Raw genomic sequence first — 22699 nt, forward strand, 5'->3', positions numbered from 1 at the left:
AACGGCCCTGAGCGGCCAGCAACGGCCGTCAGCCGACCACAAACTGAGAAACCCCTGCACATACCACGTTCGTTGCCGATGGTTCAGCGCAGTTCACGCTGGGCCCGGCACATTCCCCGCGCCCATTTCGCTCCTGCTCCTGTGATCACACCGATAGCCTCGGCACACCCCGCTCAGGTTGCTCCCACAGCAAAGCGACCGGAAATTCTGCGCGCATCCACCCTGGCCCGCGCCGAACACCGCGCCGCCGCGCTGACGGCGCCTACGCCCAGTACGTGACCGTCCCCGCGGCGCCGACGACGTCCCACGCTCACGGACCGGTCGTGTCCTCTCCGGCCGCGAACGCGCCCGGGGTGCTGCCGGTGCGGTCGCGGAAGAAGCGGCCGAAGTTCGCGGGATCGGAGAAGCCGAGATGAGCGGCCACACTCCGGGCCTCCCACCGGGCACCCCCCAGCAAGCGCCGGGCTTCGAGCAGGCGCCGCTCGTCAATGAGTTCACGCACCCCCTTGCCGGTGGCGTCCCGAGCGGCGCGGCTGAGAGTGCGGACCGAGCAACCGAGCAACTCTGCGTAGTCCACTGCCCGGTGCAGTTCACGGAAGTGCAACTCCAGGGCGTCCGCGAACCGACCGTAGGTGTCACCACGGCTCCCGCCGGCGGTCGCCGCGCCCGTGCGAGCGATGCCGGGGGCGTTGGCAAGGCGCAGCAGCAGCGATTCGAGCAGGCTGCGCCGCAGGGCGTGGTGGACATCAAGGGGGCGGCGTCCGAGCGCCCGGTGTTCGTCGAGGAGCTGGAGTGCCGTCTGTTCGAGCCAGGCGGCGTCGTCGGCGTGCGGGCTCAGCACGGCGGGGGACTCGTGCGCGGTGAGCGGGGCCAGCAGGCGGGCGGTGCCGGGTGTCAGAACGTGCGGTTCGAACAGGATGAACGGGCCCCGGGCGGTGCCGGGCGGATGCCAGCACTGGGTGTGTCCTGGTCGCACCCACAGCCACTGGCCGGGGACGACGGTCCGCGTGAGGTGGTCGACGTCGTGCCGCAGCTCGCCCTCGGTGACCCCGATGAGGTAGTGGAAGGTGGCGCGGCCCGGGCGGGGCGGGTTCCACGGCCAGTCGTCGTGCTCGGCGAAGAAGTCCTCCACAGTGCTCACCTCCAGCCCGTAGGGCGTGCCGACCGGGGGCTGGAAACCGTACAAGGGGACCTCGGCCGGTCCGGCCTGGCCGCCCTCGGCTGGATGTCGTTTGTCGACCATTATGTGTCCGCAGCCTACCGCCCGTTTTCAGCGGTTCCGGGCGAGGATGAACTGCGCCGCCGCGACCGCGGGCGCACACTCAGGGGTCTTCAGCGCCGCAGCCACCACCACCTCAGGGAGGACAACGCCCCCATGTCCCTGCACAGGACCGCCGCAGACTGCGCGCAGGAGCTTCCCGGAGCCCAGCTGGGGCACCCCTTCGGGGACGACTGGGAGGTCTTCAAGGTGCGAGGAAAGGTGTTCATGCTGATGACCGAGGTCCCCGGGCGTCCCGTCGTGATCCTCAAGGCGGACCCCGGCGAGGCCCTCGCCCTGCGGGCACACAACAGCCACATCACCCCCGGCTACCACATGAACAAGAAGCACTGGATCACGCTGGAGGACGGGGACGGCGTGGACGAGTCACTCGTCCGAGAACTCGTCACCGAGTCCTACCGGCTCGTCGTCGCTCACCTGCCCAAGGCCGAGCAGCCCGTCGACCCGCACACCTACCCGCGGGCATCCCGGTGAGCACGGCCGGCGACCGGCTCCAGGACACCGCCCGCAAGGCGGCCCTCGCCCTGCCCGACGTCAGCCACGGACGCCCCTTCACCCCCCAACTCGACGTGTACAAGGTCGCGGGCAAGGTGTTCCTCGTCGTCACCGACGACCCGGACGAGCAGATCATCACCGTCAAGTGCGAACCCGAACACGCCCGTGCCCACACGCACGCCCACGCCTCGATCACACCGGGCCGCTACTTCGACAAACGCCACTGGATCACGCTCGGGCCGGGACCCGGCATCACCGAGCGGCTGATCACCGACGTGGTCGAGGACTCCTACGACCTGGCCGTCGAACGGTTGCCGCGCCGCGATCGCCCCGGCCGCCGATGAGCACCCCAGGCGCAGGGTCGCCGCGAGGGCGAGTTCGTGTGTGCGGATCCAGGCGTCCCAGTCCTTGGTGAGGAAGAAATAGCCGCGCAGCGCGGGTACGCCAACCGCCAGCGTCGGACGTCCAAGCGCAAGTCCGCGAGCTGGATCAGACCGGTGAAGACATCCCGCGCCAGTTCGTGGGCAGCGGGCAGCACAGCCGGGCAGGTCTCGACTTCGGGCGGTGGTCTGCGGACGCGAAGACGGGCAGGCACACGTGGTATGCCCACACCAGCACCGAGATCGTGGTCGTCGGCGCTGACTCGGACCCGCAGCGCTACGCCGTCGCGGCGGCGCGGCTGTGCGACCACGCGGTGTCCTGGGACGGACGGACCAGCTACCCCGCGCCGGTTCACCTGGCGGCGTTGATGGACCGCAACCACCCCGAGTACCGGCGGACCGTCGACTGGGACGACGAAACGGAGTACGAGGAAACCGCCGAGACAGCACCCGAGCAGTAGCGGCAGGCGACCGCGCCGCCGTCGCGACAGATCCCACGCGAGGAGGCGAAACACCTTGTCACCTCGGTGGCGCATTCCGGTGTTGCGCACCGGATGGCAATGGCGGATGCGCGCCGACAATCTCGTCGGAGCACGTGACCGAGAAGTCGCGACCCCAGTACCATCGCTGCGCGAAAGCACTAGGGTGCTTCTCCGTGTCCAACAACCAGATGCCCAGTGCCAGCGGCGTCAGGATCGCCGGCGACGATTACCAGTGGCTCCACGCGTGGCGTATGTGCATGGAGGTCCTGCACGAAGACATCACCAGGAATACCACCAACCCGGCGATCGCGGTCGGCGTCGAGGAGGCGGGGGTTGGGAATGGCGACGACGTGGTCCTTTACCGGCTACGGCCTCCGAACGCGTACATGCAGGTGAAGTACGCCGTCGACAACCGGACGGCAGTAAACATCGCCTACCTCGACGAGCAGGGCATCCTCCGCAAGATGGTCGCAACACACGGTGAGTTGACCGCCGACGGCACGCCTGTGGAAATGCGGCTTGTCACCAACCGCACCATCGATCCTAACGATGTGCTGCTGCGAGACCGCGACGGACGCGACGGCAGGCTGCTACCGCGTGCGGCACAGGGCGGCGCCCAGTCAGACCGGGGCAAGGCGCGGTCTGACTGGGCGGCGAAAGCCGGAACCAACGAGGACGCCCTGATGGCCTTTCTCGAACAGTTTCACCTGGACGTTTCCTACGATCTTGATCGACTCCGCAAGGACGTCAGCCTGCTCATGACAGCGAACGGTCTCCGCTCCGACGGAGTAGCGGTCAAACTCGGTGCGGACTGGATATCCCAGCAAGTCATCGCAGGTCACCGTCGGCTCAGCAGTAAGGACATCAAGGAGGTGGTCGCTGCCTTGAACCTGCAGGCCGGATCGCCGTGGACGACCGTTTCCGTCGCGACCATCAGGCGCGACCAGGTTGCCCACGAGGCGGCGGTCGCTGTTGACTGGGTTGACCGCATAGGCGGTGAGACGGATTGGACGCGCGTTGCGCCCAATCCGCCTGCCACCTGGGCCGATCTCGCTGCCGATGTCCGAGCCATTCCCAGCCAACTGGGCGGCAACAAGCGCATTCTCGTCAGCGGACACATGAGGCAGGCCACCGGGTTCCTGATCGGATCCGAACTGCGCCGGGTGCTGGGCTACGAGGTTGGGATCCACCAGGGCGACCAACTCTGGACCAGCGAAGAGCGGACGAACCACTACGCGCTCACGGTCACAGAAACCGCGTTGCAAGCCGGTTCTGACACCGCGCTCATCGTCAACGTTGCCGCTGATGCCGCCAAGGACGCCATCGAGTGGATCAGGAAAACTGGCATACCGGTCGACAAGATCGTCACAGCTACACCAGAGACCGGTGCAGAACCGAAATCGGTTCCCACTCCGAGCGCCGCGAACAGCCTCGCCGTCGCCATCCGGCAACTCGCTCGGCGATACCCGCGCACAGGACACCTGCACCTCTTCTTGATCGGCCCACTCGGCCTCGCGGTCCTTCTCGGGCACCACTGGAACCGAGTTACCACTACGCAGGTCTACGAACACCTCGGCGGTGCCGAATACGTTCACGCCTTTACCGTTGACGCGTGAGGACTCATTTCTGAACCAAACTGGTGTCGCCTTGCTCCAACGGTTGATCCAGATCACCAGCCAGCTGGTCGCGGCACCCAACAGCATCGTGCCCCGCCTGCTGTCGCGATGTGGGATCATCGACCGCAACCCCGCCCGGGTGACCGGGTGGCAACGCGAGCACCAGCTCGCCGAGGACGAGAAGGACGACCCGCGCTCGCCGGCCCTGCCGGACTGGGACACCCTCATCCGGCTCGCGGACGCGCTGGTGGACCGCTCGGCCGACAAGTACCGCGGCTGGGGCGACGTCGTCGTCTTCGCCGCCTGCACCGCCGCCCGCATCGGCGAGGTCTCCGGCGTCCGGGTCAAGGACATCGACCGGTCGACCTGGACCTGGGAGATCTGCCGACAGACGACCACCGGGCCGGGCGGGCTGATCGACAAGGGCACCAAGGGCAAACGGCGCCGCACCGTGCCGCTCATCGTCGAGGTGCGCGACCTGGTCGCCGAACGCCTCGACCGGCTGGGCCGCCACCCGGACGCCCGGCTGTTCACCGGGCCCCGCGGCGGGCGCATCGCCACGGCGGTGCTGCGGGACGCCACGCACTGGGACGACGTGGTCGCCGCCCTCGGCCTGGAGTACCTGCGCCGGCACGACCTCCGCCACACCGGGTTGACCTGGATGGCCGTCGCCGGAGTACCCGTGCACGTGCTGCGCGAGATCGCCGGACACGGGTCGCTGACCACCACCCAGCGCTACCTGCACCCCGACCGGCAAGCCATCGAGCAGGCCGGCGACGCGCTCAGCGCACACCTCACCGTCAAGGGATCCACAAGCGGTCCACGGCCGCGTGCGGTGCAGATCATCACGGCGAAGACCGTCCTGACCTGCGAATGGCCCCGCTGACCTGGTCTTTTACCCTAGTCAACGGGGCCACTCTGAGACACTACGACCATGGCGTCGCCAGGGTGACGTCACTGTCTGAATCTGTCGATGTCCCTACGCCAGCTGTCCCCTGTTCTCGGCAGCCCTGGCGCGAACCGCTTCGAAGAACTCGTCACCAACCTGTTCCGTCGAGTCCTCGTCATCGTCTGCATCGAATTCGGCGGTCTCGCGCGGCAGCCGTGGGCTCCACGTCCCGAAAAAGCCGAGGTGAGCCCAACGGTTGCGCACGTAGCAACGCATCAGCCGCCGCCACCTGCACGGGAGAGGCATCAGCACGCCCGTGTGGCGGCCTGCCGGCCGTCACCGCGCGGCCGGACCGCCCGAACCGGACCGCTCAGGGCTGACGGGCAGTGAACTGGCGGCGCAGGTATCCGTACCAGGCGTGGACGTACGCGGCACTGACCGCGGCTTCGGGGGCGAAGAGGTCCCAGGCGTGGTAGGCGCCGGGGTACAGGTGCAGTTCGACGGGCACACCGCTGGCCTGGAGCCGCGTCGCGTAGCTCAGGTCCTCGTCGCGGAAGACGTCGAGTTCGGCGGCCGCGATGAAGGTGGGCGGCAGGCCGGTGAGGTCCGTCGCGCGCGCGGGTGCGCTGTACGGCGGCACCTCGTCGGAGCCGGCGCGGTCCCCGAGGATCAGGTTCCAGGCCAGGATGTTGGTCGCGCGGTCCCAGATGCCGATGTCGGTGACCTCGTGACTGGACGCGGTGGTGTTGCGGTCATCGAGCATCGGGTAGCTCAACGCCTGGAACAGCGGCGCCGGCTCGCCCTGGTCGCGGATCATGAGCGCGGTGGCTGCGGCGATACCACCGCCGCCGCTTTGCCCGGCCAGGGCGACGCGGTCCTCGTCGATGCCGAGCGCGGCTGCTTGGCTGCGAAGCCAGCGGTAGGCGAGCAGGCCGTCCTCGGCGGCGGCCGGGGCGGGAGCCTCCGGCGCGAGCCGGTAGTCGACGGAGGCGACGATGCAGCCGACCTCCAGGACCAGGTGCTTGAGGGTGCGATCGTCCTGGGCCGCGTACCCGAGGACCTGCCCGCCGCCGTGGAACCACACCAGCACCGGCAGCGGACCGGCTGCCTCGGCGGGCCGCAGCAGCCGGATGGCGAGGGTGGATCCGTCCGAGCGGGGCGCCTGGACCTCTTCGACCGACACGGACGGCTCATCCGGTATCTGGGCCGCGATCGCCTCGGCGAAGGCGCGGATGCCGGCGCGCGTGCCCTCCAGGTCGCTGAGGTCGAACACCCCAGCCTCCGTCATCGGCACCGCCTTCAGGGCCTCGGCGAGTTCCGGGTCGAGCCGCTCGTGCGCGTTCTTGGTGTTCATGTCGTTCGTTTCCTCTCGGCTGCGCACCAGCCGGTTGAACAGGGGGATGGCGGGTCGTTTGGACCGGTTCCGCCGGGCCGTCTGGATGGGCGCGGTGACCGGACCGGGATGGAGAAGGGGGGCCTCAGCGCGGGGTGGTCGAGGGGGCGTCGAAGTAGTGGCCCTGGCCGAGGTCGTCGATGAGGCCGGGCTGGACGGGCTTCCAGCCCAGGAGGTCGCGGGTCAGCGTGCTCGAGGACGGGTTGTCGGCCTGGGCGTGGGCGCTCAGGAAGCCGAAGTGGGCCTCGGCCTGGGTCGGCGGGATGCTGACCACCGGCAGGTTCAGCCCGCGGCCGATGCCCTCGGCGATCTGCCGGAAGGCGATTCCCTCGTCGTCGACGGCGTGCAGCCGTGACCCCGCCGGCGCGGATTCCAGCGCCAGCCGGTACAGGCGTGCCGCATCCAGCGTGTGCACGGCGGGCCAGTGGTTGGCCCCATCGCCGACGTAAGCCGAGACGCCCTTGGAGCGGGCGATGGAGATGAAGGTCGGGATGAAGCCGTGGTGGTCGAGCGAGCTGTGCACGGTCGGAGGGAGCCGGACAACGGACGACCGGATGCCGCGCTCGGCGAGGGCGACCACCGCGTTCTCGGCCTCGATCCGCGGTCCTGCGTCGAGCACGTCGGCCTCGGTGAGCAAGCCCTGAAGTCCCGCGAAGGCGAACAGCGCGGTTCCCGACGTGGCCACCAACGGCTTGCCGGTGCCGGCGAGCGCGTTCCCGAGCGTGTTGATGGCGCGCAGATCCGCTGCGACCGCGCCGTCGAAGTCGCCGGCGAACATGGCGTCGTGCTTGAAGGCCAGGTGGATGACCGCGTCAGCCGCAGCGGCGGCCGCGGCGAGGCCGTCGAGATCATCGAGGTCGCCTCGGTGCACCTGGGCGCCGGCAGCCGTCAGCGCGGCGGCGGACTTGTCCGAGCGTGCCAGCCCGACGACCTGGTGTCCCGCTTCGAGGAGTTCGGGGACGACGGCGGAACCGAGATGTCCGGAGGCTCCGGTGACGAATACGCGCATGGTGTTGCCCTTTGCCGCAGGCTCCCCACCAGGGGCGGAGAGCCGTGATGTCAGTTCGTGACATCACAATAGCGCCTATGTCAGCCTCTGTCATCACTCTGATGTCAGATTCTGTCATCGGTGTTCAGGGTCGGAGCATGAGCCGATGGAAACCCGACGCACGAGGCCGCCTGGAGAAGGCGGCGATGGAGCCCTGCAACGACAAGGGCTTCGCCGCCACCACCGTGGCGGAGATCGCCGCCCGGGCCGAGGTCACCGATGGTCGCTCCACGGTGGACATGGCCAGCATCCTCGACGGCGGTATCTGCCTGGTGCGCATCCCCAAAGGTTCGCTGGGTGAGGAGACCACGCGGCTGGTCGGGTCGTTGGTGGTCGCCCGCACCTGGCAAGCCACCACCGGCCGCGCCCGCACCCCCCAGCGGTCGCGCCGCGACGCCAGCCTGCTCATCGACGAGTGCCACAACTTCCTCAACCTGCCCTACCCGATCGAGGACATGCTCGCCGAAGCCCGCGGCTTCCGGGTGGCCATGACCCTGGCCCACCAACACCTCGGCCAACTCCCCCGCGAACTGCGCGATGCTGGCCGCCGAGTACGGCGTGGACGTCAAGGACCTGGGGTATCGACACGACCGGGCGTTCGGCATCGCCCACAGTCTGCGGCTGGCCCACACCGTCGGTGTCAACGAGTGGTTCACCGCCCTGGTCGACCGCGCCCGCCACGACCCCCAGGCCAGGCTCACCGCGTGGTGGTCGGAAGCCCGCTGCGCCCGCCACTTCGGCGACCTGGTCAAGCCCGACGCCTACGGCCGCTGGAGCGTCGAGGGGCGGGAGACGGAGTTCTTCCTGGAATTCGACTTCGGCACCGAACCCCTGGCCAAGCTCGCGGGCAAACTGGCCGGCTATGCGGCGCTGGCCGACGCCACCGGCATCACCACCCCCCTGCTGATCTGGCTGCCCACCACGCGCCGTGAAGCCAACGCCCGTCGACTGCTGCACCGCGTCCGACTCGACCTCGCCAACCCCCGCACGGTGCCGGCGGCCACCGCCGCGACCGACCCGCAGGCCGCGCACCCCAGCCCCGCTGACGCGGTCTGGCTTCCCTGGACACCACCCGCGACCAAGCAGCTCGACGCCCTGGCCCAGGCGGCCCCGCCCCCGGACCCCATGCCGCCTCGCGCCGTACTCCCCGCGCGGGGCACCGCGACGGGCCGGTGAACGTGGGCAAGATCGGCATCGCCGCGCTCATCCTCATCCCCGTCCTCATCGCCGCGGGACTCTCCGGGGCGGTCTCGGCGGTGGTCGGCGGCGGCAGCCAACCCAGCGCGCTCGCCCTGGCCGACATCCCCACCCACTACCTCACCCTCTACCGCCAAGCCGCCACCGTCTGCCCGGGCCTGGACTGGTCGGTCCTCGCCCCGATCGGCAAGATCGAAAGCGACCACGGCCGCAGCACCCTCATCGACGTGGCCGACGGCACCGAGAACCACGCCGGGGCCGGCGGCCCCATGCAGTTCCTCGCCGACAGCTTCACCGCCACCGTCACACGCCACTCAGTCCCGCCAGGTGGTGCCCCCGCCGTCGCGGTACAACCCGCACGACGCCAGCTACGCCGCCGCGTTCTACCTGTGCGACAACGGCCTCACCCGCGGTGACCTACGCGGGGTGATCTTCGCCTACAACCATGCCGACTGGTACGTCAACGATGTCCTCGCCCAAGCCGGCGAGTACGCCGACGCCGCCGCCACGGTGGGAACCGGGGACTGCAACGCCATCCAAGCCACCACCACAGCCGCGCTGACCGCGATCAACTACGCCTTTGGGCAACGAGGACTGCCGTATGTGTGGGGCGGCGATGGAGCCCAGGACGGCGGGTTCGACTGTTCTGGCCTGACCACCGCCGCCTATACCGCAGCCGGCATCACCCTGCCCCGCACCGCCGACACACAGTTCCGAGCCGGTCCCCGCATGCCCGCCGGACAGCCTCTGCTGCCCGGCGATCTGGTCTTCTACGGCACCGAAGCACACATCCACCACGTCGGCCTCTACATCGGCGGCGGACTGGTGATCGACGCACCCGACTTCGGCCAAGTCGTCAAAATTGAGCCCTACCGCTACCCCGGCGACGACTTCGTCGGAGCTACTCGGCCAGCCAAGGTGGATGCCGGGCTATAGTCGCAGGGTCGCGAAAAACGATGTCTCGCGGGTCCACCCGCCGGGCATCGAACATACATCGATGCAGATGGTTCTGATCGGTGAGCGTCTCCTGCCGAGGCCGGACATCCCGTCCGCTCACGGCGCTGACCATCGCCGACGCGTGTCGGCGCTGCAGAGGAGCGCAGCATGCAGAAGACCATCGCCATCGTCGGAGCGGGACTGGGCGGGCTGACGCTCGCCCGGGTGCTTCAGGCTCACGGCGTCGCCGCAACGATCTACGAGGGTGAGGCTTCGGCGACGACTCGTGCGCAGGGCGGCCTGCTTGACATCCACGAAGAGACCGGACAGGTCGCGCTTCGCGCAGCTGGTCTGCACGACGAGTTCCTCACTCTGGTCCGCCCGGGCGAGGACGCCAAGCGTGTGGTCGACCGCCACGGCACGATCCTGTTCGACGTGCCTGCGGATCCCGGTTCGGCCCGTCCTGAGGTGGATCGTGGCGAACTCAGGCGCCTGCTGATCGACTCGCTGGCGCCCGGGACGATCAGGTGGGGTCACAAGGTCGCCTCGGTCCGGCACCGTCCGGAGGGCGGCTACGTCCTCACCTTCGCGGAAGGTTCCGCCACCCGCGCAGACATCGTCATCGGCGCGGACGGCGCCTGGTCGAAGGTGCGTCCCCTGCTCACCCCCGCCGAGCCTGTCTTCAGCGGAACCTGCTTCATCGAGATCGCCCTCACCTCAGGCGGCCAGAACTGTCGGGCGAGCGTGGCTGCGATCGGCAGCGGCACGCTGATGGCGGTCGCGCCGGGCAAAGGCATCATCGTCCATCGCTACGCCGACGGGCACGTGCGTGGATACGTGGCGCTGAACAAGCCCGAGGAGTGGATGAGGTCGATCGACTTCGGCGCCCCGTCCGCGGGCCTCCGCCAACTTGCCGACGAGTTCGACGGCTGGTCGCCGCTGCTCACCGCCTTCGTGACAGAGAGCGACGCGGAACCGTGGCTCCGCCCCATCTACGCCCTTCCCGTCGGACTTGACTGGGACAGGGTGCCCGGAGTGACGCTCGTCGGTGACGCCGCGCATCTGATGTCGCCCTTTGCCGGCGAGGGCGCGAACCTCGCCATGTACGACGGCGCGGACCTGGCCGGCGAGCTGGTTGCGCAACCCGACATCGAGGCCGCGCTCAGCGCCTACGAAGAGCGGCTGTTCCTGCGTAGTAGCGACGCCGCCCGCCGCTCGGCGCAGAACCTGGAAATCTTTTTCGGCCGGGAAGCACCGCGGAGCGTAGTCACTCTGTTCGCTCGCTCCTGAGACCTCAGTCCCGGTTCGGGATCTTGCTGCGGAACCGGCGGGGAACGGGTACGGCCATCGCGTGATCATCGGGGGTTGTGTGAACTCCTGAGGATCCTCCGGTGGCCGCAGGCCATGGCGTAGAGCCTGTCCGTTGGCGGGCGATGTTCGATCAGGTCATGACCTGGATCGCGGGCCGGTTCGGGCGGGCGGAGCCCGGAGCGACCGCCCGCGCCTACCTGTTCGGGCTGCTGTCGAGTGCCGAGCGGAAAAACTGCTGGCAGCTGGCCGGCCATGCCCGGCCCGCGCCGATGCAGCGCCACGCCCGCTGGGAGGCGGATGCTGTCCCGGAACGACGTCCGCACCTATGCCGTCGAACACCTGGGCACCGACGGCGGTGTCGATGTCCACCCCGGACACGAGCATCGCCCACATCCCGTCCGGGCACCGCATCCGTGTCGTGGCGAACTGTGGAACGAGGATCATGGTGTCCGGCGGTAGTCCTTCCCGCACAGCCGTCGTCTCGTCGTGCGGTTGTGCCGCCCGCACGGTCGGTTCGATGTGTTCAGGCGCCGAGCCGGGATTCAGCGCGTTCACGGTCATGTCGGGTGGCGTGGGGATATCGCGGTCGGGCATCGTCTTTACGCCCCTTCGGTTTCCTGCGTGGTCGGCATTGGCGGGTGCGTATTGACGCTTCGTCGGCTTGGGTTTGTCAACGTCCCTGTGGCGAGTCGTGACGAGGCGTTTGACCGGAGATAAACGATCTTAGCCAGATCAACGATCCACAGCAGACTGTCTACACGCGACTTCGTTCTTTGAAGCCACTTGACTTCTTGGGGTGACGGAAGCGTTCATAGTGGTGTAGCCCGTACACACCGGCAGCGCACCGGGGGCCACACTCGCCTCGGCCGGGGCATGACCACCACAGCAACGAGCATGTGATCGAACGAGGTCGTCATGTCCAGCAACACCCCTACCAGCCAGACCACGCCCAGCAACGTCATCCCGCTCGGGCCTGCCGGCACGCTGCGGCCGGTTCCCAATCCCAGCGACGAGCTGCCTGGCGCGCAGACCCGGACCGAAGCGGAGGACAAGCTGTGGATCGCCCTGCGCGACAACCCGAACACCACCGCCGCTGACCTGGCTACCGCCCGGCGCGCAGCCGACCTCTGGGCGATCAGCGACACGCACACCGCCACTGACAGCGGGCTGGAGGCGATGGAACCGACGGCGGAAGCGGAGCCGGCCGACCTGACCGACACCGCCTCAGCCGAAGTCGAAGTCGAACTGGCCGAGGCTGAGGCCACTGGCGGTGCGACACAGGATGTCGAGCCGGCCCAGACAGGCGCGGCCGAAGGGACGCCGGACGAGCGCGACCGCGCGTCCACGCCTGGTGACAGCGACGGCAGCGGCGTCACCACTGGCGTTGCGGACCAGGCGCCCCGGAAGGAGCCTCGGCTGGCTCCTGGGGCACTGCGTGGCCAGGTGGAGGACTTCCTGCGCGAGCGCCCTGGCGAGGAGTTCGGCCCGGCCGCGATCGCCAAGGCGCTGGGCGGGAAAGCGTCGGGAGCGGTCAACAACGCGTTGGAAAGCTGGTTCAGGACGGGTACGCCATCAAGACCCAGCAGGCTCCGAAGCGCTTCACGCTCGCCCCAGCCGAGCAGACCACGGCACGGGACGGCACCATGAACTAACCGCAGCGCGTGTATCTCCCGATGGTGTCCCCACGGTTCGCAGTGGGGACACCGCAACGTCTTGGGGCCAACTGCGGGCGCATAATCGCCCGCTCCGACACCACGCCGGACAAGCGGGTCTCCGCCACGTTCTCGGTCACCATCCGCCCCAGCGAGCTGTCCGACAAGGACACCGTGGAACGGCTCGCCCACACCGTCGCGATGCTGCACCCCACCGCCGAGGTCGGCGCGGTGAAGCTGCCCTGCGGGGTGGCGGTGCTGGTGACCGAGGACCGCGAGGTGCCCGAAGGTGTCACCCTGCTGGCCACGCCGCGCCCAGCCAGCACGGTGCGGCAGTGCCACGCCATCGTCCCCATCCCCGACCGCACCGCGATCGCCGACTTCAGCATCTGCACAGAGGACACCGAGCAGTGGGACGACTACGTCACCCTCCTCGCCACCATCACCTTCACCTGACCCCACCCACAATCGGACCGGCGCACAGCCCGTCGTCCGGCTCGATTGACGTGAGTGGTCCGCGGCGACAGTGGACGATTGGCGGCTGGCGACGCCGGGCGACTTCGAGGGCCAGACGCCTTGCGATCATGTTGAGCCAGCGTGCCGCTCGGCTAGGGAGTCGAAGAACCTGCTGAGCAACTTCCGGGCATGGTCCGGTTCCTGTAGTTCCTGCCCCCGAAGCGGTGCACCTCATAGCCGCGCAGCCGCAGCTCGCGGTCCTCGGCGACCATCTCCGCGTAGCGCCGAGGACTCGCGCTGCCGTTGTCGTTCGCATAGTGCTGAACGCCGTCGCACTCAATCACGACTCGCGCCCGGTTGAGCCGTAGCAGCAGGAAGTCCATCCGCTGGCGGGAAAGGGCCGCCGCACCCCTGCCGCTTGGTGTACGGGTCGTAGTGGAGATAGACCTGGGGAATCAGGGCAGGGATGTCGGGGCCGAGCTGAACATAGCGATCGGCGTAGGTCCGCAGGATCCGGCGCTCGGCGTTGTTGTCGCCCAGTGACCGGTCCAGGCGCTGGTACAGGCTGCGGGAGATGTCCATCGCGGGCGCGTCGGCCATGCCTTCTCGTTCAGCCCACCAGGCTGTGAGTTCTTTCCAGGTGAGTCCGGTCGACCCCAACGGGCGGTCGTAGACCAGGCAGTACTGCTCGTTCTGGACGATGTCGATGTCGTTGTTGATGGCGTCACGAAACACGGTCTTCGGTTTAGGCCCGTCAGCCGCGAAGATCAGGTTTTTGAGGTCGCCCGTCACGCCGGTAGGCCCGAGGCGGACCACCAACGCCACCAGCTCCGGGGCGTCGATCTCTTCGGATACTCGGCGCGCGACGTCCGCCAACTCCGTTGTAGGCGCCCCACAGGTGACCTCGGAGAGCCGAAACGAGGTCAGGGGCACTGGGACGTGAGCGAGAACGCGTTTCCGGATGGCCGGTGTGCGTCGCAACACTGGCGGGCGGCGCGGATCTCGTCGTCGGCGACCGCGTCGGCGAGTAGGGCGTAGAGCTGGGAAGCGTCGGTGGAGGCGTGGTCGAGGCGGCGGACGGCCCAGATGGACACGCCCGCGTTGATCAGCTCAATGGCGTGGGCGAGCTGATGGGTGTCGGTCTCGGCTCCAGCGCCTCGCTAGTAGCTGAGCCGATCAGGGGTGTGTCACAAGCGATGGGGGTCGACGTCCTCGTGGAGTGAGCGGTTGAGGTTGACCGTGCCATAGCGACCGGAAATCCGTTCGTGGGCGCACCAGGCCAGAATGCCGGTTCCGAGAGCGACGGTGTGCACGGCGGAGAGTTCTGTCCGTTGGCCGGTCCAGGTGTCCATGCCGCAGTCGTGCTCCGCGTCGCAGCTGAGTCGGTTGAGTCCGGTTACCCAGCAGCGCGCCACGTCGCAGTCGCGGACGTGGGGTTCGTCGAGCGGTGCGAGGCAGTCCGGGCAGGTGGACGTGGCGAGGAGACGGGTGGACGGCTGAGTTATCCCGTCGTTCAGGCCGAGGTTCGGGTTCACCGGCTCGTTTATGTGGCGGATTAACAAGTGTTCGGTGTTCGCGTCGGTGACCTTACTTCGCCTCGGCCCGGCCGACGCTTCTGGCGCGGATGCTGTCGGTACCGGTGGCTACGGTGCGGGTCGTGGTCCGAGCCGCTGTGCTCGTGTTGGCCAGGCCCGAGCGAGTGGCAGCCGGGCTTCTCGGGACAGTCCGCCACCCCCTGGGGCATCCGCCGCCGACGCGTGGTGAGGGATTGTCTTGGTGCCGCTCGACGAGGTCGGGGCAGTTGACGGTCGGCGTGGCGCATGATAAACTAATTGCGGTTGAAGACTTTGTGTTCGCTGTCTACCCAGACGCTTCGCAGAAGTTTTTGGCGAGCGTCTTTAGGGTGTCCTACGCGGCTCCTTCGTTCACGCTCGCGGCCCGGCCGACTCGCACGAGTCCGCGCCGAATGTTTGATGCGACAAGGAGATCCGCATGTCCCAAGGCACCGTCAAGTGGTTCAACTCCGAAAAGGGCTTCGGTTTCATCAGCCCCGACGAGGGTGGCGCTGACGTGTTCGTCCACTACTCCGAGATCACCGGTGGCGGCTTCCGCAGCCTGGACGAGAACGCCCGAGTCCAGTTCGAGATCGGGCAGAGCAACCGAGGCCCGCAGGCCACAGGGGTCTCGGTCCTCTGACCCACCAGGCAGCACCGTGGGGCGAGCGTCCACGCCACGTGGGCGCTCGCCCCACCACCATGGGGTGTCCGTAGACGCGGCCAGCAGCCCGTAAGCTGCAATCTCCCTCCGCTTTCCCCGCCCTCCCGCTGCCGTGGCCACTGTTCGTCGTCGATGTCATCGTCACATCCCCGTGGACAGTGCAGCCCCGGTGGCCCCCTCCGATCGACCGGGGCATCGCCGGCGACGCGCATGGACGCAGACGCCGCTCAGCACCCGAAATCCAGTCCGGGTGTCTCCCCCCCCCGTTACCTTTCGCTTTCGCAGGACGGTGCCCGTCCTGAGTACCACGAGGTATCGCATGACCACTGCCACGGCCGTACAGCCCGCCACCCCTGAACGCCCCCAACCCAAACCACTGCTCGCCGAGCAGGCCGGACGGTTGGAGTTGGTGACCATCCGCGCGTTCCTGTTGATCCCGTTCCTCGCCCTCGTGGCCGCCGTGCCGTTGATGTGGGGCTGGGGTATCGGGTGGGTGGACCTGATGCTGGCCGCTGTCTTCTTCACCGTGTCCACGCTCGGGATCACCGTCGGCTACCACCGCTACTTCACCCACGGCTCCTTCAAAGCCAACCGCCCTTTGCGGATCGCGCTGGCCATCATGGGCGCCCTGGCGGCACAGGGATCGGTCATCGGATGGGTCGCCGACCACCGTCGCCACCACGCGTTCTCCGACCGCGAGGGCGACCCGCACTCACCGTGGCTGTTCGGCACGTCCCCGCTCGCGCTGGCCCGCGGCTTCTGGCACGCCCACATGGGATGGCTGTTCGGCCGTGACCGCACCAACATCGACCGTTTCGCCCCCGACCTCGCCGCCGACCCCGACATCAGGATGGTGGACCGCCTCTTCCCCCTGTGGGTGTCGCTGTCGGTGCTGCTGCCCGCCGTGCTCGGCGGGATACTGACCTTGTCCTGGTCGGGAGCGCTGACCGGATTCCTTTGGGCCGGGCTCGCTCGCGTAGCCTTCCAGCACCACGTCACCTGGTCGGTCAACTCGATCTGCCACATGATCGGCGACCGCCCCTACCAGAGCCGCGACAGGTCAGCGAACTTCTGGCCGCTGGCGATCCTGTCCATGGGCGAGTCCTGGCACAACTCCCACCACGCCGACCCCACCTCAGCTCGCCACGGCGTCCGCCGCGGGCAGATCGACATCTCCGCCAGGCTGATCTGGGTGTTCGAGAAACTCGGCTGGGCCTGGAACGTGCGCTGGCCCACCCCGCAACGCCTTGCCCGGCTCGCTGTCTCGACCGACACAACGGGATGAACGGCCCCCGAGAACAGCATCAACCAGCGCGTCAACCGCATACGGCGTGCCGCGAGCTGTCCAGGGCGTCGTTCGCTCGACCTCGCTGCATCGGCCGTGCTGAACGACGCAGGGATGCCTACCTCGTGTCTGACGCGTCTTGATCGTCTTACTCCGCTGCGCCATGGTGCCTGAATCCCACCACCGCGCAACCCCCGTCGCGCTGCCGTCCAGTTCGGCCACGCCCTGAGCAGGCAGTCGACCGGGCTCGATCGATACAGATCTGGGTGCACCGCGGTATTCGGGCACACACACAGCGAGAGGGATGGGCGTATGTCCACGCCGCTCCCATGGCAGGTAGTACGTCAGGGGCCGAGTTCCTTCAGCTGCATCGCCCTGGAGATCGTTGAACACACTCGCGCCGACGTGCTGGCGGTCGTCCAGGCGATGGGCATCGCGCACCCGCAGCCGACGTTGCGCACTGACGACGAGATCATGCAGCGGGCCGACGAACTGAACAAGCTCCGCGACGACGGCGACTACGTCGGCGGCCAGATCCACGCCCTGGCCTGGACCCAAGGACTGGCCGAGTTCACCCCCGGCACCCGCACCGAGTGGGGCAAGGCCCGCCGCCCCACGCCCGAGCAGGCCAACGCCGAACACCACATGATCACCGGCCGCGTCTATCTCGGCGGCGACAAGTTCCACGGCCGCGACTTCTTCAGCGGCGCCGACGAAGCACTGTGGTGGGCACTGGGCCGGTGACCAGCTACCGCCCCTCTGCCTCAAGGCCGGGGTCCGGCCGCTTCCCCGCGGTCTCGATCCGCAGGTCGGCGAGTCGCTTGTCGGCTACCTGCTGCGGCTTGCCCACCGGCTCGATCTCTCACATCGGCGCGGTAACACGGGTTGAGATGCCGACGGCAGTAGGATTGCCACCCTTGTGCAGTCTCGTGACCTGTGCATTCGTTCCCGACGGTCCCAGGGGGCCCGGCGGAAGGGAACGGGAACATGAGCACGATGGACCCACCTGCGGCAGTGGCGACCTTGCCCGCGCCCGATCGTGATCTGGATGCCGGCGCGTTCACGGTGCGTGCAGCGGGCGACTTGGCTGATGCCGCGTGCGCCGAGACGCTGATCGCGCCGGTGCTGGACACGCCGGTTGAGCTGGCGGTGGTTGTGGATCTGTCGGCGGTGACCTCCGTGACGATGGAAGCGGTCGTGCCGCTGGCGAAGCTGGCGCGCCGTTGTGCTGCCGAGGGGCGAGGCGGGTGGCGGCGGCGACGTAGGACTCGGCGGTCAGCGCGGTCGGGTCCAGCCAGTCCTCGCTGCGGCCGTCGTCGGGACGTACGCCGATCTCGGTGTTGCCGTCCTGGGACGGCTCGACGAACAGGGTGCCGGTGCCGAGGGGGATCTCCTCGCCGACGGCGGGGTCGCTCGGTGCGGCACCGCGGACGAGGTCGCCGGCGTGAAACGCCGGGCGGACGGCCAGCACAATGGCCACGAGCTGACCGCGTGTGCCGACAGGGGCGTCGTCGAAGCGCACCAAGTCGCGGGTGAAGCCGTCGGCGTCACGGTTGAGGTGAACGGTGCCGTACCGGTCGATGCGCCGTTCGTCGGCGTGCCACGTCAAGGAACCGGTACCGAGGACAATCGGGTCCATTGTGGAGCCTCTTTCTCGCTTGTGATGGTGGTGGCGGAAGGTCGGGCCTGAGCGGGGGTCGCGGTGAACCGCCGCCCTGGTTGGCTCGACCGGTGACATCGTGTGCGCGGGGACGCCGGGGGCTCAGTGCGTTGTGGCGGTGTTCGCCTCGGCGTGGTGCACGGCAGGGGTCAGCGCGTTGATCAATGTGGAGACGCCGTGCGTCCGGTCGCCAGCCGCTGATCGTGTAGTTGCCTAGGAGGCGGTTCGGGTGGTGGTTGAGGTCGCGTTGAGGCTGACGTCGCAGCCGGGTTGGTGGTGGGGGTCGTCGTGGAACTCGTCGGTGGGCCAGATATCGCCGTCGGGGTCGAGGTATTCGCCGAGGTCGGCCAGGCTGGCAACCCGGATGGTGGGCACGCCATGCGCCCAGCAGCCGACGGCAACCTCAACCGCCCACGCCCCCAGATCCGCCTCCAGCCGATCGTGCCCGGCCTGACCTTCCACGGGTTCCGGCACAGCCACAAGACCTGGATGATCGCCGACGGCATCCCCGACGTGGCCCAGGCCCGACGGCTCGGCCACCGCATCCCCGACAAGATCGAGCACATCTACTCCCACGTCGCCCCCGAAGTGGAAGCCCGCCTGCTGGCGGCACTGCAACGCCGGTGGACCACCGCGGTGAGCACTCTCCTCACCACCTCCACCGACACTCCGGTGGCCACTCTCCACGCCCTACCGGGCATCTCCATCCCCACTGAGCAGTCCGCCGCATAACCCAAGCCAGCACCATCGACGCGTGGCCCGCCACCCGGGACAGGTGGCGGGCCACTGTCATTTCCAGCGCCCTCCGTTCCACTGCTGCCTGCGCCAACAAGCCCGGCGGGTTCGGTTGGACAGCGCCGTCCACTCCTCGACATCGCGCCCAGCCGACTGGCTTGTTGGTCAGCACGGCGGTCAGCCCGTATGGCGGGTCTCCCGCATCGCCGCTGCGGCATCAACCATCCCCATCCGCACCCACCACACCAGATCAGTCGGCAACAGCGCCCACGGGCCGTGAAGCGCGTAGAACGTGCCGTCAGCGTCTCCATCCGCCCCACGTGCCTGGCGACGAAGAACTGTTGGCGGTGGTTGACCACCTTTGCCGGACATGTGACCAGGATCACCTATCCTTGGCGACCACATTTGCCGTTTGGGTCAAAGCCGAACATGATCCACTCCCACAATCCTCCCAGTTGGCCCTGTTGATCTCCGTTCAGGCCACTGTGGACTGTGGAAGCAAGATCATCCCCGGAACGCAAAACAGCCCGCTGACCTGGGCTTATCGCCAGTGTCAGCGGGCTGTTTCGACCGTCGGGACGACAGGATTTGAACCTGCGACCCCTTGACCCCCAGTCAAGTGCGCTACCAAGCTGCGCCACGTCCCGGCCACACCCTCTTCGCTGAGTGCCCGATCAGCTTAGCGCATCCCTGGCGGGGCCTGTGCACGGGGGGTGGGTATCGGGGTGGGGCTGGGGAAACGGGCTGGTCAGCCCTTCTTCGGGCGCTTCTCGCGGACGCGCACCGAGATCCGGACCGGGCTGCCGGTGAAGCCGAAGGCCTCGCGGAACTTGCGCTCCACGAAACGCCGGTAGCCGGCCTCCAAGAAGCCGGTGGTGAACAGGACCAGGGTGGGCGGGCGGTTCTGGGCCTGGGTGGCGAACAGGACCTTGGGCTGCTTGCCGCCGCGCACGGGCGGCGGGGTGGCCGCGATCAGGTCGGCCAGCCACGAGTTGAGTTGGCCGGTGGGCACGCGCTGGTCCCAGGAGGCGAGCGCGGTGCGCAGCGCGGGCGCGAGTTTGCGCACGGACCGGCCGGTCAGCGCGGACACGTTGACGCGTTCCGCCCAGGGCACCCGGACCAGGCCCCGGTCCAGTTCGCGCACCAGCTGGTGGCGGCGGTCCTCGTCGACCAGGTCCCACTTGTTGAAGGCGAGCACGCACGCGCGGCCGGCGTCCACCACCATGCTCAGCACGCGCAGGTCCTGCTCGCTGATGGGCTCGCTGGCGTCCAGCAGCACGATGGCGACCTCGGCGGACTCGATCGCCGCCTTGGTGCGCAGTGACGCGTAGTACTCGGCGCCGCTGGCCGTGTTCACCCGCTTGCGCAGGCCGGCGGTGTCCACGAACCGCCACACCTCGCCGTCCAGCTCGACCAGTGAGTCCACCGGGTCCACGGTGGTGCCGGCCACCGCGTCCACCACGGCCCGCTCCTCCCCGGTCAACCGGTTGAGCAGGCTGGACTTGCCCACGTTGGGCTTGCCGACCAGGGCGACCCGGCGCGGGCCGCCGCTGGCGCCGAAGACCTCCCTCGGCGTCTCGGGCAGCACCTCCAGGATGGCGTCCAGCAGGTCGCCAGAGCCCCGGCCGTGCAGGCCGCTCACCGGGTGCGGCTCGCCCAGTCCGAGGGACCACAGCGCCGCGGTGTCGGCGAGCAGGCGCTCGTCGTCGACCTTGTTCGCCACCAGCAGCACCGGCCGGTCCGACCGGCGCAGCACCCTGGCCACGGCCTCGTCCGTGCTGGTCGCGCCCACCACCGCGTCCACAACCAGGAGGATGGCGTCGGCGGTCGCCATGGCCAGTTCGGCCTGGGCCGCCACGGACGCCTGCAGGCCCTTGGCGTCGGGCTCCCACCCGCCGGTGTCGACCACGGTGAACCGGCGCCCGCTCCACAGCGCGTCGTAGGCCACCCGGTCCCTGGTCACCCCCGGCACGTCCTGCACCACGGCCTCACGCCGGCCCAGGATGCGGTTCACCAGGGTTGACTTGCCCACGTTCGGCCGGCCCACCACGGCCAGCACGGGCTGCGGGACACTGCCGCCCGCAGCGTCGGCCGCGTCCGCGGCTCCGTCGAAGTTCGACCACTCGGACTCGTCGGTCCAGGTGCCGTCCAAGTCCGTCACCGTTGCTCTCCGCTCACACCACTGTTGTTGACGCCGAGATCCTGCTCCCCGGCGTCCTTGCTGTCTTCTTGTTTCCCGCGCGTCCGGTCCAGCTCGGCCAGCAGCGCGACCAGACTGGTGCGCACCTGCTCGGTGGCCAGCGCCAGCTCCGCCCTGCCCTTGCCGGCTGGCAGCTCGAACGGGTCCCCGACCAGCACGTCGACCACCGGACGGAACCGCCGCCGCGTGCCGGGCGGCCGGGCGATGCCCCGGCAGGCCACCGGCAGCACCAGCGCGCCGGCCGAACGGGCCAGCCAGGCCGCGCCGTGCTCGGCCGTGGCCACGTCGTCGGCGGACCGGGTGCCCTCGGGGAAGATGCCGATCACACCCCCGGCGCGCAGCACCCGCACGGCGGCCAGCAGCGGGGTGCGGTCGGGTTGTCCCCGGCGCACCGCCAGCTGCCCCAGCCTGCGCAGTGCCCAGCCCAGCGGGCCACGAAACATCTCGTGCTTGATGAGGAACACGATCCTGCGGTCGAGCAGCCCGAACAGCATCTGGCCGTCCGCGAGGGAGCTGTGGTTGGCCACCACGACCACCGGTCCGCTGCGGGGCATCCGGTCCAGTCCGCGCACCCGCATCCGGTAGCCGAACCGGAACAGCGTCCGCCCCAGCCACCTGCCGAAGTCGTGCAGCCAGAGCCAGGCGCCCTCGGGCAGCCGGCCCTCGGCCGGTTCAGTCACGGGTCACCGCCCGGTCCGTTCCGGCACCCCGCGCAGCCCGCGCTGGTCGACCAGGGTGAGCAGTTCACCCAGCACGCCCGCGATGTCCAGCGCGGTGGTGTCCACCTCGACCGCGTCGGCGGCCGGCCGCGCCGGCGACACCGCCCTGGTGGCGTCGAGGGTGTCGCGCCGCTCGACATCCGCCCTGGTCGCGGCGACCGTGGTCGCCCGGCCGGCGGCGGCGTCCTGGCGCGCCCTGCGCTCGGCCCTGGCCTCGGCGGACGCGGTCAGGTAGACCTTCAGGCCGGCGTCGGGAACGACCACGGTGCCAATGTCCCGGCCCTCCACCACGATGCCGGAACCGGCGTCCACCGCCCTGGCCACGATGCGCCGCTGCTGCTCGACCAGCTGGGCGCGCACCTCCGGCACGGCCGACACCGCGGACACCGCGAGGGTGACCGGCTGGTCCCGGATCTCGGCGGCCACGTCCTGCCCGTCCAACTCGACGGTCGGCTGGTGGGGGTCGGTGCCGATCACCAGCTCGGCCGCGGTGCTCACCCGGGTGACCTCGGCGGCGTCCGCCGGGTCGACGCCGGCCCGCAGCACCGCGAGGGTGACCGCCCGGTACATCGCGCCGGTGTCCAGGTAGCTCGCGCCCAACGCGCTGGCCAGGCGACGGGCGACCGTGGACTTGCCCGTTCCGGATGGGCCGTCCAGAGCCACCACTCCCCGCAGCTCGCCGTGTCCCACCGCGATTGCCTCCTCAAGCCCCACGTGCGCGAACCACCCTCGCGATCCGTCTCAGCCTT

25 protein-coding genes, 1 tRNA gene and 2 pseudogenes are annotated in these 22699 nt (G+C 69.1%); 17 read left to right on the plus strand and 11 right to left on the minus strand.

The window, feature by feature from the left end; genetic code table 11:
* Nucleotides 1-310: 310 nt before the first annotated feature.
* Nucleotides 311-1243 (minus strand): helix-turn-helix domain-containing protein, encoded by a 933-nt coding sequence (locus tag LX83_RS35295; RefSeq protein ID WP_253779859.1) that lies wholly within the window; start codon nucleotides 1241-1243, stop codon nucleotides 311-313.
* A 132-nt stretch (nucleotides 1244-1375) separates the two neighbouring features.
* Between LX83_RS35295 and LX83_RS35300 the strand changes: the two genes are divergently transcribed.
* The 5 genes from LX83_RS35300 to LX83_RS35320 all read left to right on the plus strand — a co-directional run bounded on the left by LX83_RS35300 (nucleotide 1376) and on the right by LX83_RS35320 (nucleotide 5138).
* Complete coding sequence (locus tag LX83_RS35300) at nucleotides 1376-1753, plus strand: MmcQ/YjbR family DNA-binding protein (protein WP_253779862.1); 378 nt, start codon at nucleotides 1376-1378, stop codon at nucleotides 1751-1753.
* On the plus strand, nucleotides 1750-2118 hold the full coding sequence (locus tag LX83_RS35305; RefSeq protein ID WP_253779865.1) for an MmcQ/YjbR family DNA-binding protein: 369 nt from the start codon (nucleotides 1750-1752) through the stop codon (nucleotides 2116-2118). The genes LX83_RS35300 and LX83_RS35305 overlap by 4 nt, the downstream gene beginning before the upstream one ends.
* Before the next feature lie 176 nt (nucleotides 2119-2294).
* A complete protein-coding gene (locus LX83_RS38215; protein ID WP_308204119.1) occupies nucleotides 2295-2615 on the plus strand; it encodes an RNaseH domain-containing protein in 321 nt (106 codons plus the stop codon).
* A gap of 194 nt (nucleotides 2616-2809) precedes the next feature.
* Entirely contained in the window at nucleotides 2810-4252 is a 1443-nt protein-coding gene (locus tag LX83_RS38605) for an SAVED domain-containing protein (protein ID WP_253779870.1), read from the plus strand.
* Between the two features lie 31 nt (nucleotides 4253-4283).
* The gene (locus tag LX83_RS35320; protein ID WP_253779872.1) at nucleotides 4284-5138 is read left to right on the plus strand and encodes a tyrosine-type recombinase/integrase; all 855 of its coding nucleotides are present in this window, start codon (nucleotides 4284-4286) and stop codon (nucleotides 5136-5138) included.
* Nucleotides 5139-5511: 373 nt separating this feature from the next.
* Here the strand turns inward: LX83_RS35320 and LX83_RS35325 are convergent, their stop codons facing one another.
* Nucleotides 5512-6495 (minus strand): alpha/beta hydrolase, encoded by a 984-nt coding sequence (locus LX83_RS35325; RefSeq protein ID WP_253779874.1) that lies wholly within the window; start codon nucleotides 6493-6495, stop codon nucleotides 5512-5514.
* Nucleotides 6496-6619: 124 nt separating this feature from the next.
* Nucleotides 6620-7543 (minus strand): SDR family oxidoreductase, encoded by a 924-nt coding sequence (locus LX83_RS35330; RefSeq protein ID WP_253779876.1) that lies wholly within the window; start codon nucleotides 7541-7543, stop codon nucleotides 6620-6622.
* Between the two features lie 251 nt (nucleotides 7544-7794).
* Here LX83_RS35330 and LX83_RS35335 point away from each other — a divergent pair.
* The 7 genes and pseudogenes from LX83_RS35335 to LX83_RS35370 all read left to right on the plus strand — a co-directional run.
* Nucleotides 7795-8121 (plus strand): annotated as a pseudogene (locus LX83_RS35335) (type VI secretion protein); the annotation flags it as partial.
* 1 nt (nucleotide 8122) lies between these two features.
* On the plus strand, nucleotides 8123-8758 hold the full coding sequence (locus LX83_RS35340; RefSeq protein ID WP_407649744.1) for a replication-relaxation family protein: 636 nt from the start codon (nucleotides 8123-8125) through the stop codon (nucleotides 8756-8758).
* Nucleotides 8755-9195: a lysozyme family protein gene (locus LX83_RS38920; RefSeq protein WP_253779878.1), complete on the plus strand. Its 441-nt coding sequence runs from the start codon at nucleotides 8755-8757 to the stop codon at nucleotides 9193-9195. Before LX83_RS35340 ends, LX83_RS38920 begins: the two co-directional genes overlap by 4 nt.
* Nucleotides 9196-9277: 82 nt before the next feature.
* A pseudogene (locus LX83_RS38925) lies at nucleotides 9278-9715 on the plus strand (C40 family peptidase); the annotation flags it as partial.
* A 168-nt stretch (nucleotides 9716-9883) separates the two neighbouring features.
* On the plus strand, nucleotides 9884-11005 hold the full coding sequence (locus tag LX83_RS35355; RefSeq protein WP_253779880.1) for an FAD-dependent oxidoreductase: 1122 nt from the start codon (nucleotides 9884-9886) through the stop codon (nucleotides 11003-11005).
* 936 nt (nucleotides 11006-11941) lie between these two features.
* Nucleotides 11942-12673, plus strand: a complete 732-nt coding sequence (locus tag LX83_RS35365) for a MarR family transcriptional regulator (protein ID WP_253779882.1) — start codon at nucleotides 11942-11944, stop codon at nucleotides 12671-12673.
* A 47-nt stretch (nucleotides 12674-12720) separates the two neighbouring features.
* Nucleotides 12721-13134 (plus strand): hypothetical protein, encoded by a 414-nt coding sequence (locus tag LX83_RS35370; protein ID WP_253779884.1) that lies wholly within the window; start codon nucleotides 12721-12723, stop codon nucleotides 13132-13134.
* Nucleotides 13135-13470: 336 nt separating this feature from the next.
* Here the strand turns inward: LX83_RS35370 and LX83_RS35375 are convergent, their stop codons facing one another.
* The 3 genes from LX83_RS35375 to LX83_RS35385 form a co-directional block, all read right to left on the minus strand.
* On the minus strand, nucleotides 13471-14010 hold the full coding sequence (locus LX83_RS35375) for a hypothetical protein (RefSeq protein WP_253779886.1): 540 nt from the start codon (nucleotides 14008-14010) through the stop codon (nucleotides 13471-13473).
* Between the two features lie 47 nt (nucleotides 14011-14057).
* Nucleotides 14058-14228 carry a hypothetical protein gene (locus LX83_RS35380; protein ID WP_253779889.1) on the minus strand — a complete coding sequence of 57 codons (171 nt, stop codon included), beginning with the start codon at nucleotides 14226-14228 and terminating at the stop codon, nucleotides 14058-14060.
* A 93-nt stretch (nucleotides 14229-14321) separates the two neighbouring features.
* On the minus strand, nucleotides 14322-14669 hold the full coding sequence (locus LX83_RS35385; RefSeq protein WP_253779891.1) for a hypothetical protein: 348 nt from the start codon (nucleotides 14667-14669) through the stop codon (nucleotides 14322-14324).
* 457 nt (nucleotides 14670-15126) lie between these two features.
* On the opposite strand from LX83_RS35385, the gene LX83_RS35390 reads away from it, so the two are divergent.
* The 4 genes from LX83_RS35390 to LX83_RS35405 all read left to right on the plus strand — a co-directional run bounded on the left by LX83_RS35390 (nucleotide 15127) and on the right by LX83_RS35405 (nucleotide 18326).
* Nucleotides 15127-15330, plus strand: coding sequence for a cold-shock protein (locus LX83_RS35390; protein ID WP_253779893.1), 204 nt, complete (start codon nucleotides 15127-15129; stop codon nucleotides 15328-15330).
* A gap of 340 nt (nucleotides 15331-15670) precedes the next feature.
* Nucleotides 15671-16636 carry an acyl-CoA desaturase gene (locus LX83_RS35395; protein ID WP_253779970.1) on the plus strand — a complete coding sequence of 322 codons (966 nt, stop codon included), beginning with the start codon at nucleotides 15671-15673 and terminating at the stop codon, nucleotides 16634-16636.
* Between the two features lie 312 nt (nucleotides 16637-16948).
* Nucleotides 16949-17380, plus strand: a complete 432-nt coding sequence (locus tag LX83_RS35400) for a hypothetical protein (protein WP_253779895.1) — start codon at nucleotides 16949-16951, stop codon at nucleotides 17378-17380.
* 481 nt (nucleotides 17381-17861) lie between these two features.
* Entirely contained in the window at nucleotides 17862-18326 is a 465-nt protein-coding gene (locus tag LX83_RS35405) for a hypothetical protein (protein WP_253779897.1), read from the plus strand.
* A gap of 183 nt (nucleotides 18327-18509) precedes the next feature.
* On the opposite strand, the gene LX83_RS35410 is transcribed toward LX83_RS35405, so the two are convergent.
* Nucleotides 18510-18671: a hypothetical protein gene (locus LX83_RS35410; RefSeq protein ID WP_253779899.1), complete on the minus strand. Its 162-nt coding sequence runs from the start codon at nucleotides 18669-18671 to the stop codon at nucleotides 18510-18512.
* 3 nt (nucleotides 18672-18674) lie between these two features.
* Here LX83_RS35410 and LX83_RS35415 point away from each other — a divergent pair, with 3 nt between their 5' ends.
* Nucleotides 18675-19028 (plus strand): site-specific integrase, encoded by a 354-nt coding sequence (locus tag LX83_RS35415; protein ID WP_253779902.1) that lies wholly within the window; start codon nucleotides 18675-18677, stop codon nucleotides 19026-19028.
* 576 nt (nucleotides 19029-19604) lie between these two features.
* Here the strand turns inward: LX83_RS35415 and LX83_RS35420 are convergent.
* From LX83_RS35420 to cmk, 4 genes are all read right to left on the minus strand, one after another.
* A tRNA-Pro gene (locus LX83_RS35420) sits at nucleotides 19605-19678 on the minus strand.
* Between the two features lie 101 nt (nucleotides 19679-19779).
* Nucleotides 19780-21192, minus strand: a complete 1413-nt coding sequence (gene der / locus LX83_RS35425; RefSeq protein WP_253779905.1) for a ribosome biogenesis GTPase Der — start codon at nucleotides 21190-21192, stop codon at nucleotides 19780-19782.
* The gene (locus LX83_RS35430; RefSeq protein ID WP_253779908.1) at nucleotides 21189-21911 is read right to left on the minus strand and encodes a lysophospholipid acyltransferase family protein; all 723 of its coding nucleotides are present in this window, start codon (nucleotides 21909-21911) and stop codon (nucleotides 21189-21191) included. The genes der and LX83_RS35430 overlap by 4 nt, the downstream gene beginning before the upstream one ends.
* Before the next feature lie 3 nt (nucleotides 21912-21914).
* Nucleotides 21915-22640: a (d)CMP kinase gene (gene cmk / locus LX83_RS35435; protein WP_253779911.1), complete on the minus strand. Its 726-nt coding sequence runs from the start codon at nucleotides 22638-22640 to the stop codon at nucleotides 21915-21917.
* Nucleotides 22641-22699: the final 59 nt, after the last annotated feature.

The organism is Goodfellowiella coeruleoviolacea (assembly GCF_024171785.1).
Taxonomy (GTDB): domain Bacteria; phylum Actinomycetota; class Actinomycetes; order Mycobacteriales; family Pseudonocardiaceae; genus Goodfellowiella; species Goodfellowiella coeruleoviolacea.

Excerpts from the sequence above, each read along its gene's own strand:
- LX83_RS35355 (WP_253779880.1), top strand. The coding sequence starts at position 9,884 with ATGCAGAAGACCATCGCCATCGTCGGAGCGGGACTGGGCGGGCTGACG.
- LX83_RS35400 (WP_253779895.1), top strand. The coding sequence starts at position 16,949 with ATGTCCACGCCGCTCCCATGGCAGGTAGTACGTCAGGGGCCGAGTTCC.
- LX83_RS35395 (WP_253779970.1), top strand. The coding sequence starts at position 15,671 with ATGACCACTGCCACGGCCGTACAGCCCGCCACCCCTGAACGCCCCCAA.
- LX83_RS35415 (WP_253779902.1), top strand. The coding sequence starts at position 18,675 with ATGCGCCCAGCAGCCGACGGCAACCTCAACCGCCCACGCCCCCAGATC.
- LX83_RS35325 (WP_253779874.1), bottom strand. The coding sequence starts at position 6,495 with ATGAACACCAAGAACGCGCACGAGCGGCTCGACCCGGAACTCGCCGAG.
- LX83_RS35390 (WP_253779893.1), top strand. The coding sequence starts at position 15,127 with ATGTCCCAAGGCACCGTCAAGTGGTTCAACTCCGAAAAGGGCTTCGGT.
- LX83_RS35330 (WP_253779876.1), bottom strand. The coding sequence starts at position 7,543 with ATGCGCGTATTCGTCACCGGAGCCTCCGGACATCTCGGTTCCGCCGTC.
- LX83_RS35295 (WP_253779859.1), bottom strand. The coding sequence starts at position 1,243 with ATGGTCGACAAACGACATCCAGCCGAGGGCGGCCAGGCCGGACCGGCC.
- LX83_RS35365 (WP_253779882.1), top strand. The coding sequence starts at position 11,942 with ATGTCCAGCAACACCCCTACCAGCCAGACCACGCCCAGCAACGTCATC.
- LX83_RS35300 (WP_253779862.1), top strand. The coding sequence starts at position 1,376 with ATGTCCCTGCACAGGACCGCCGCAGACTGCGCGCAGGAGCTTCCCGGA.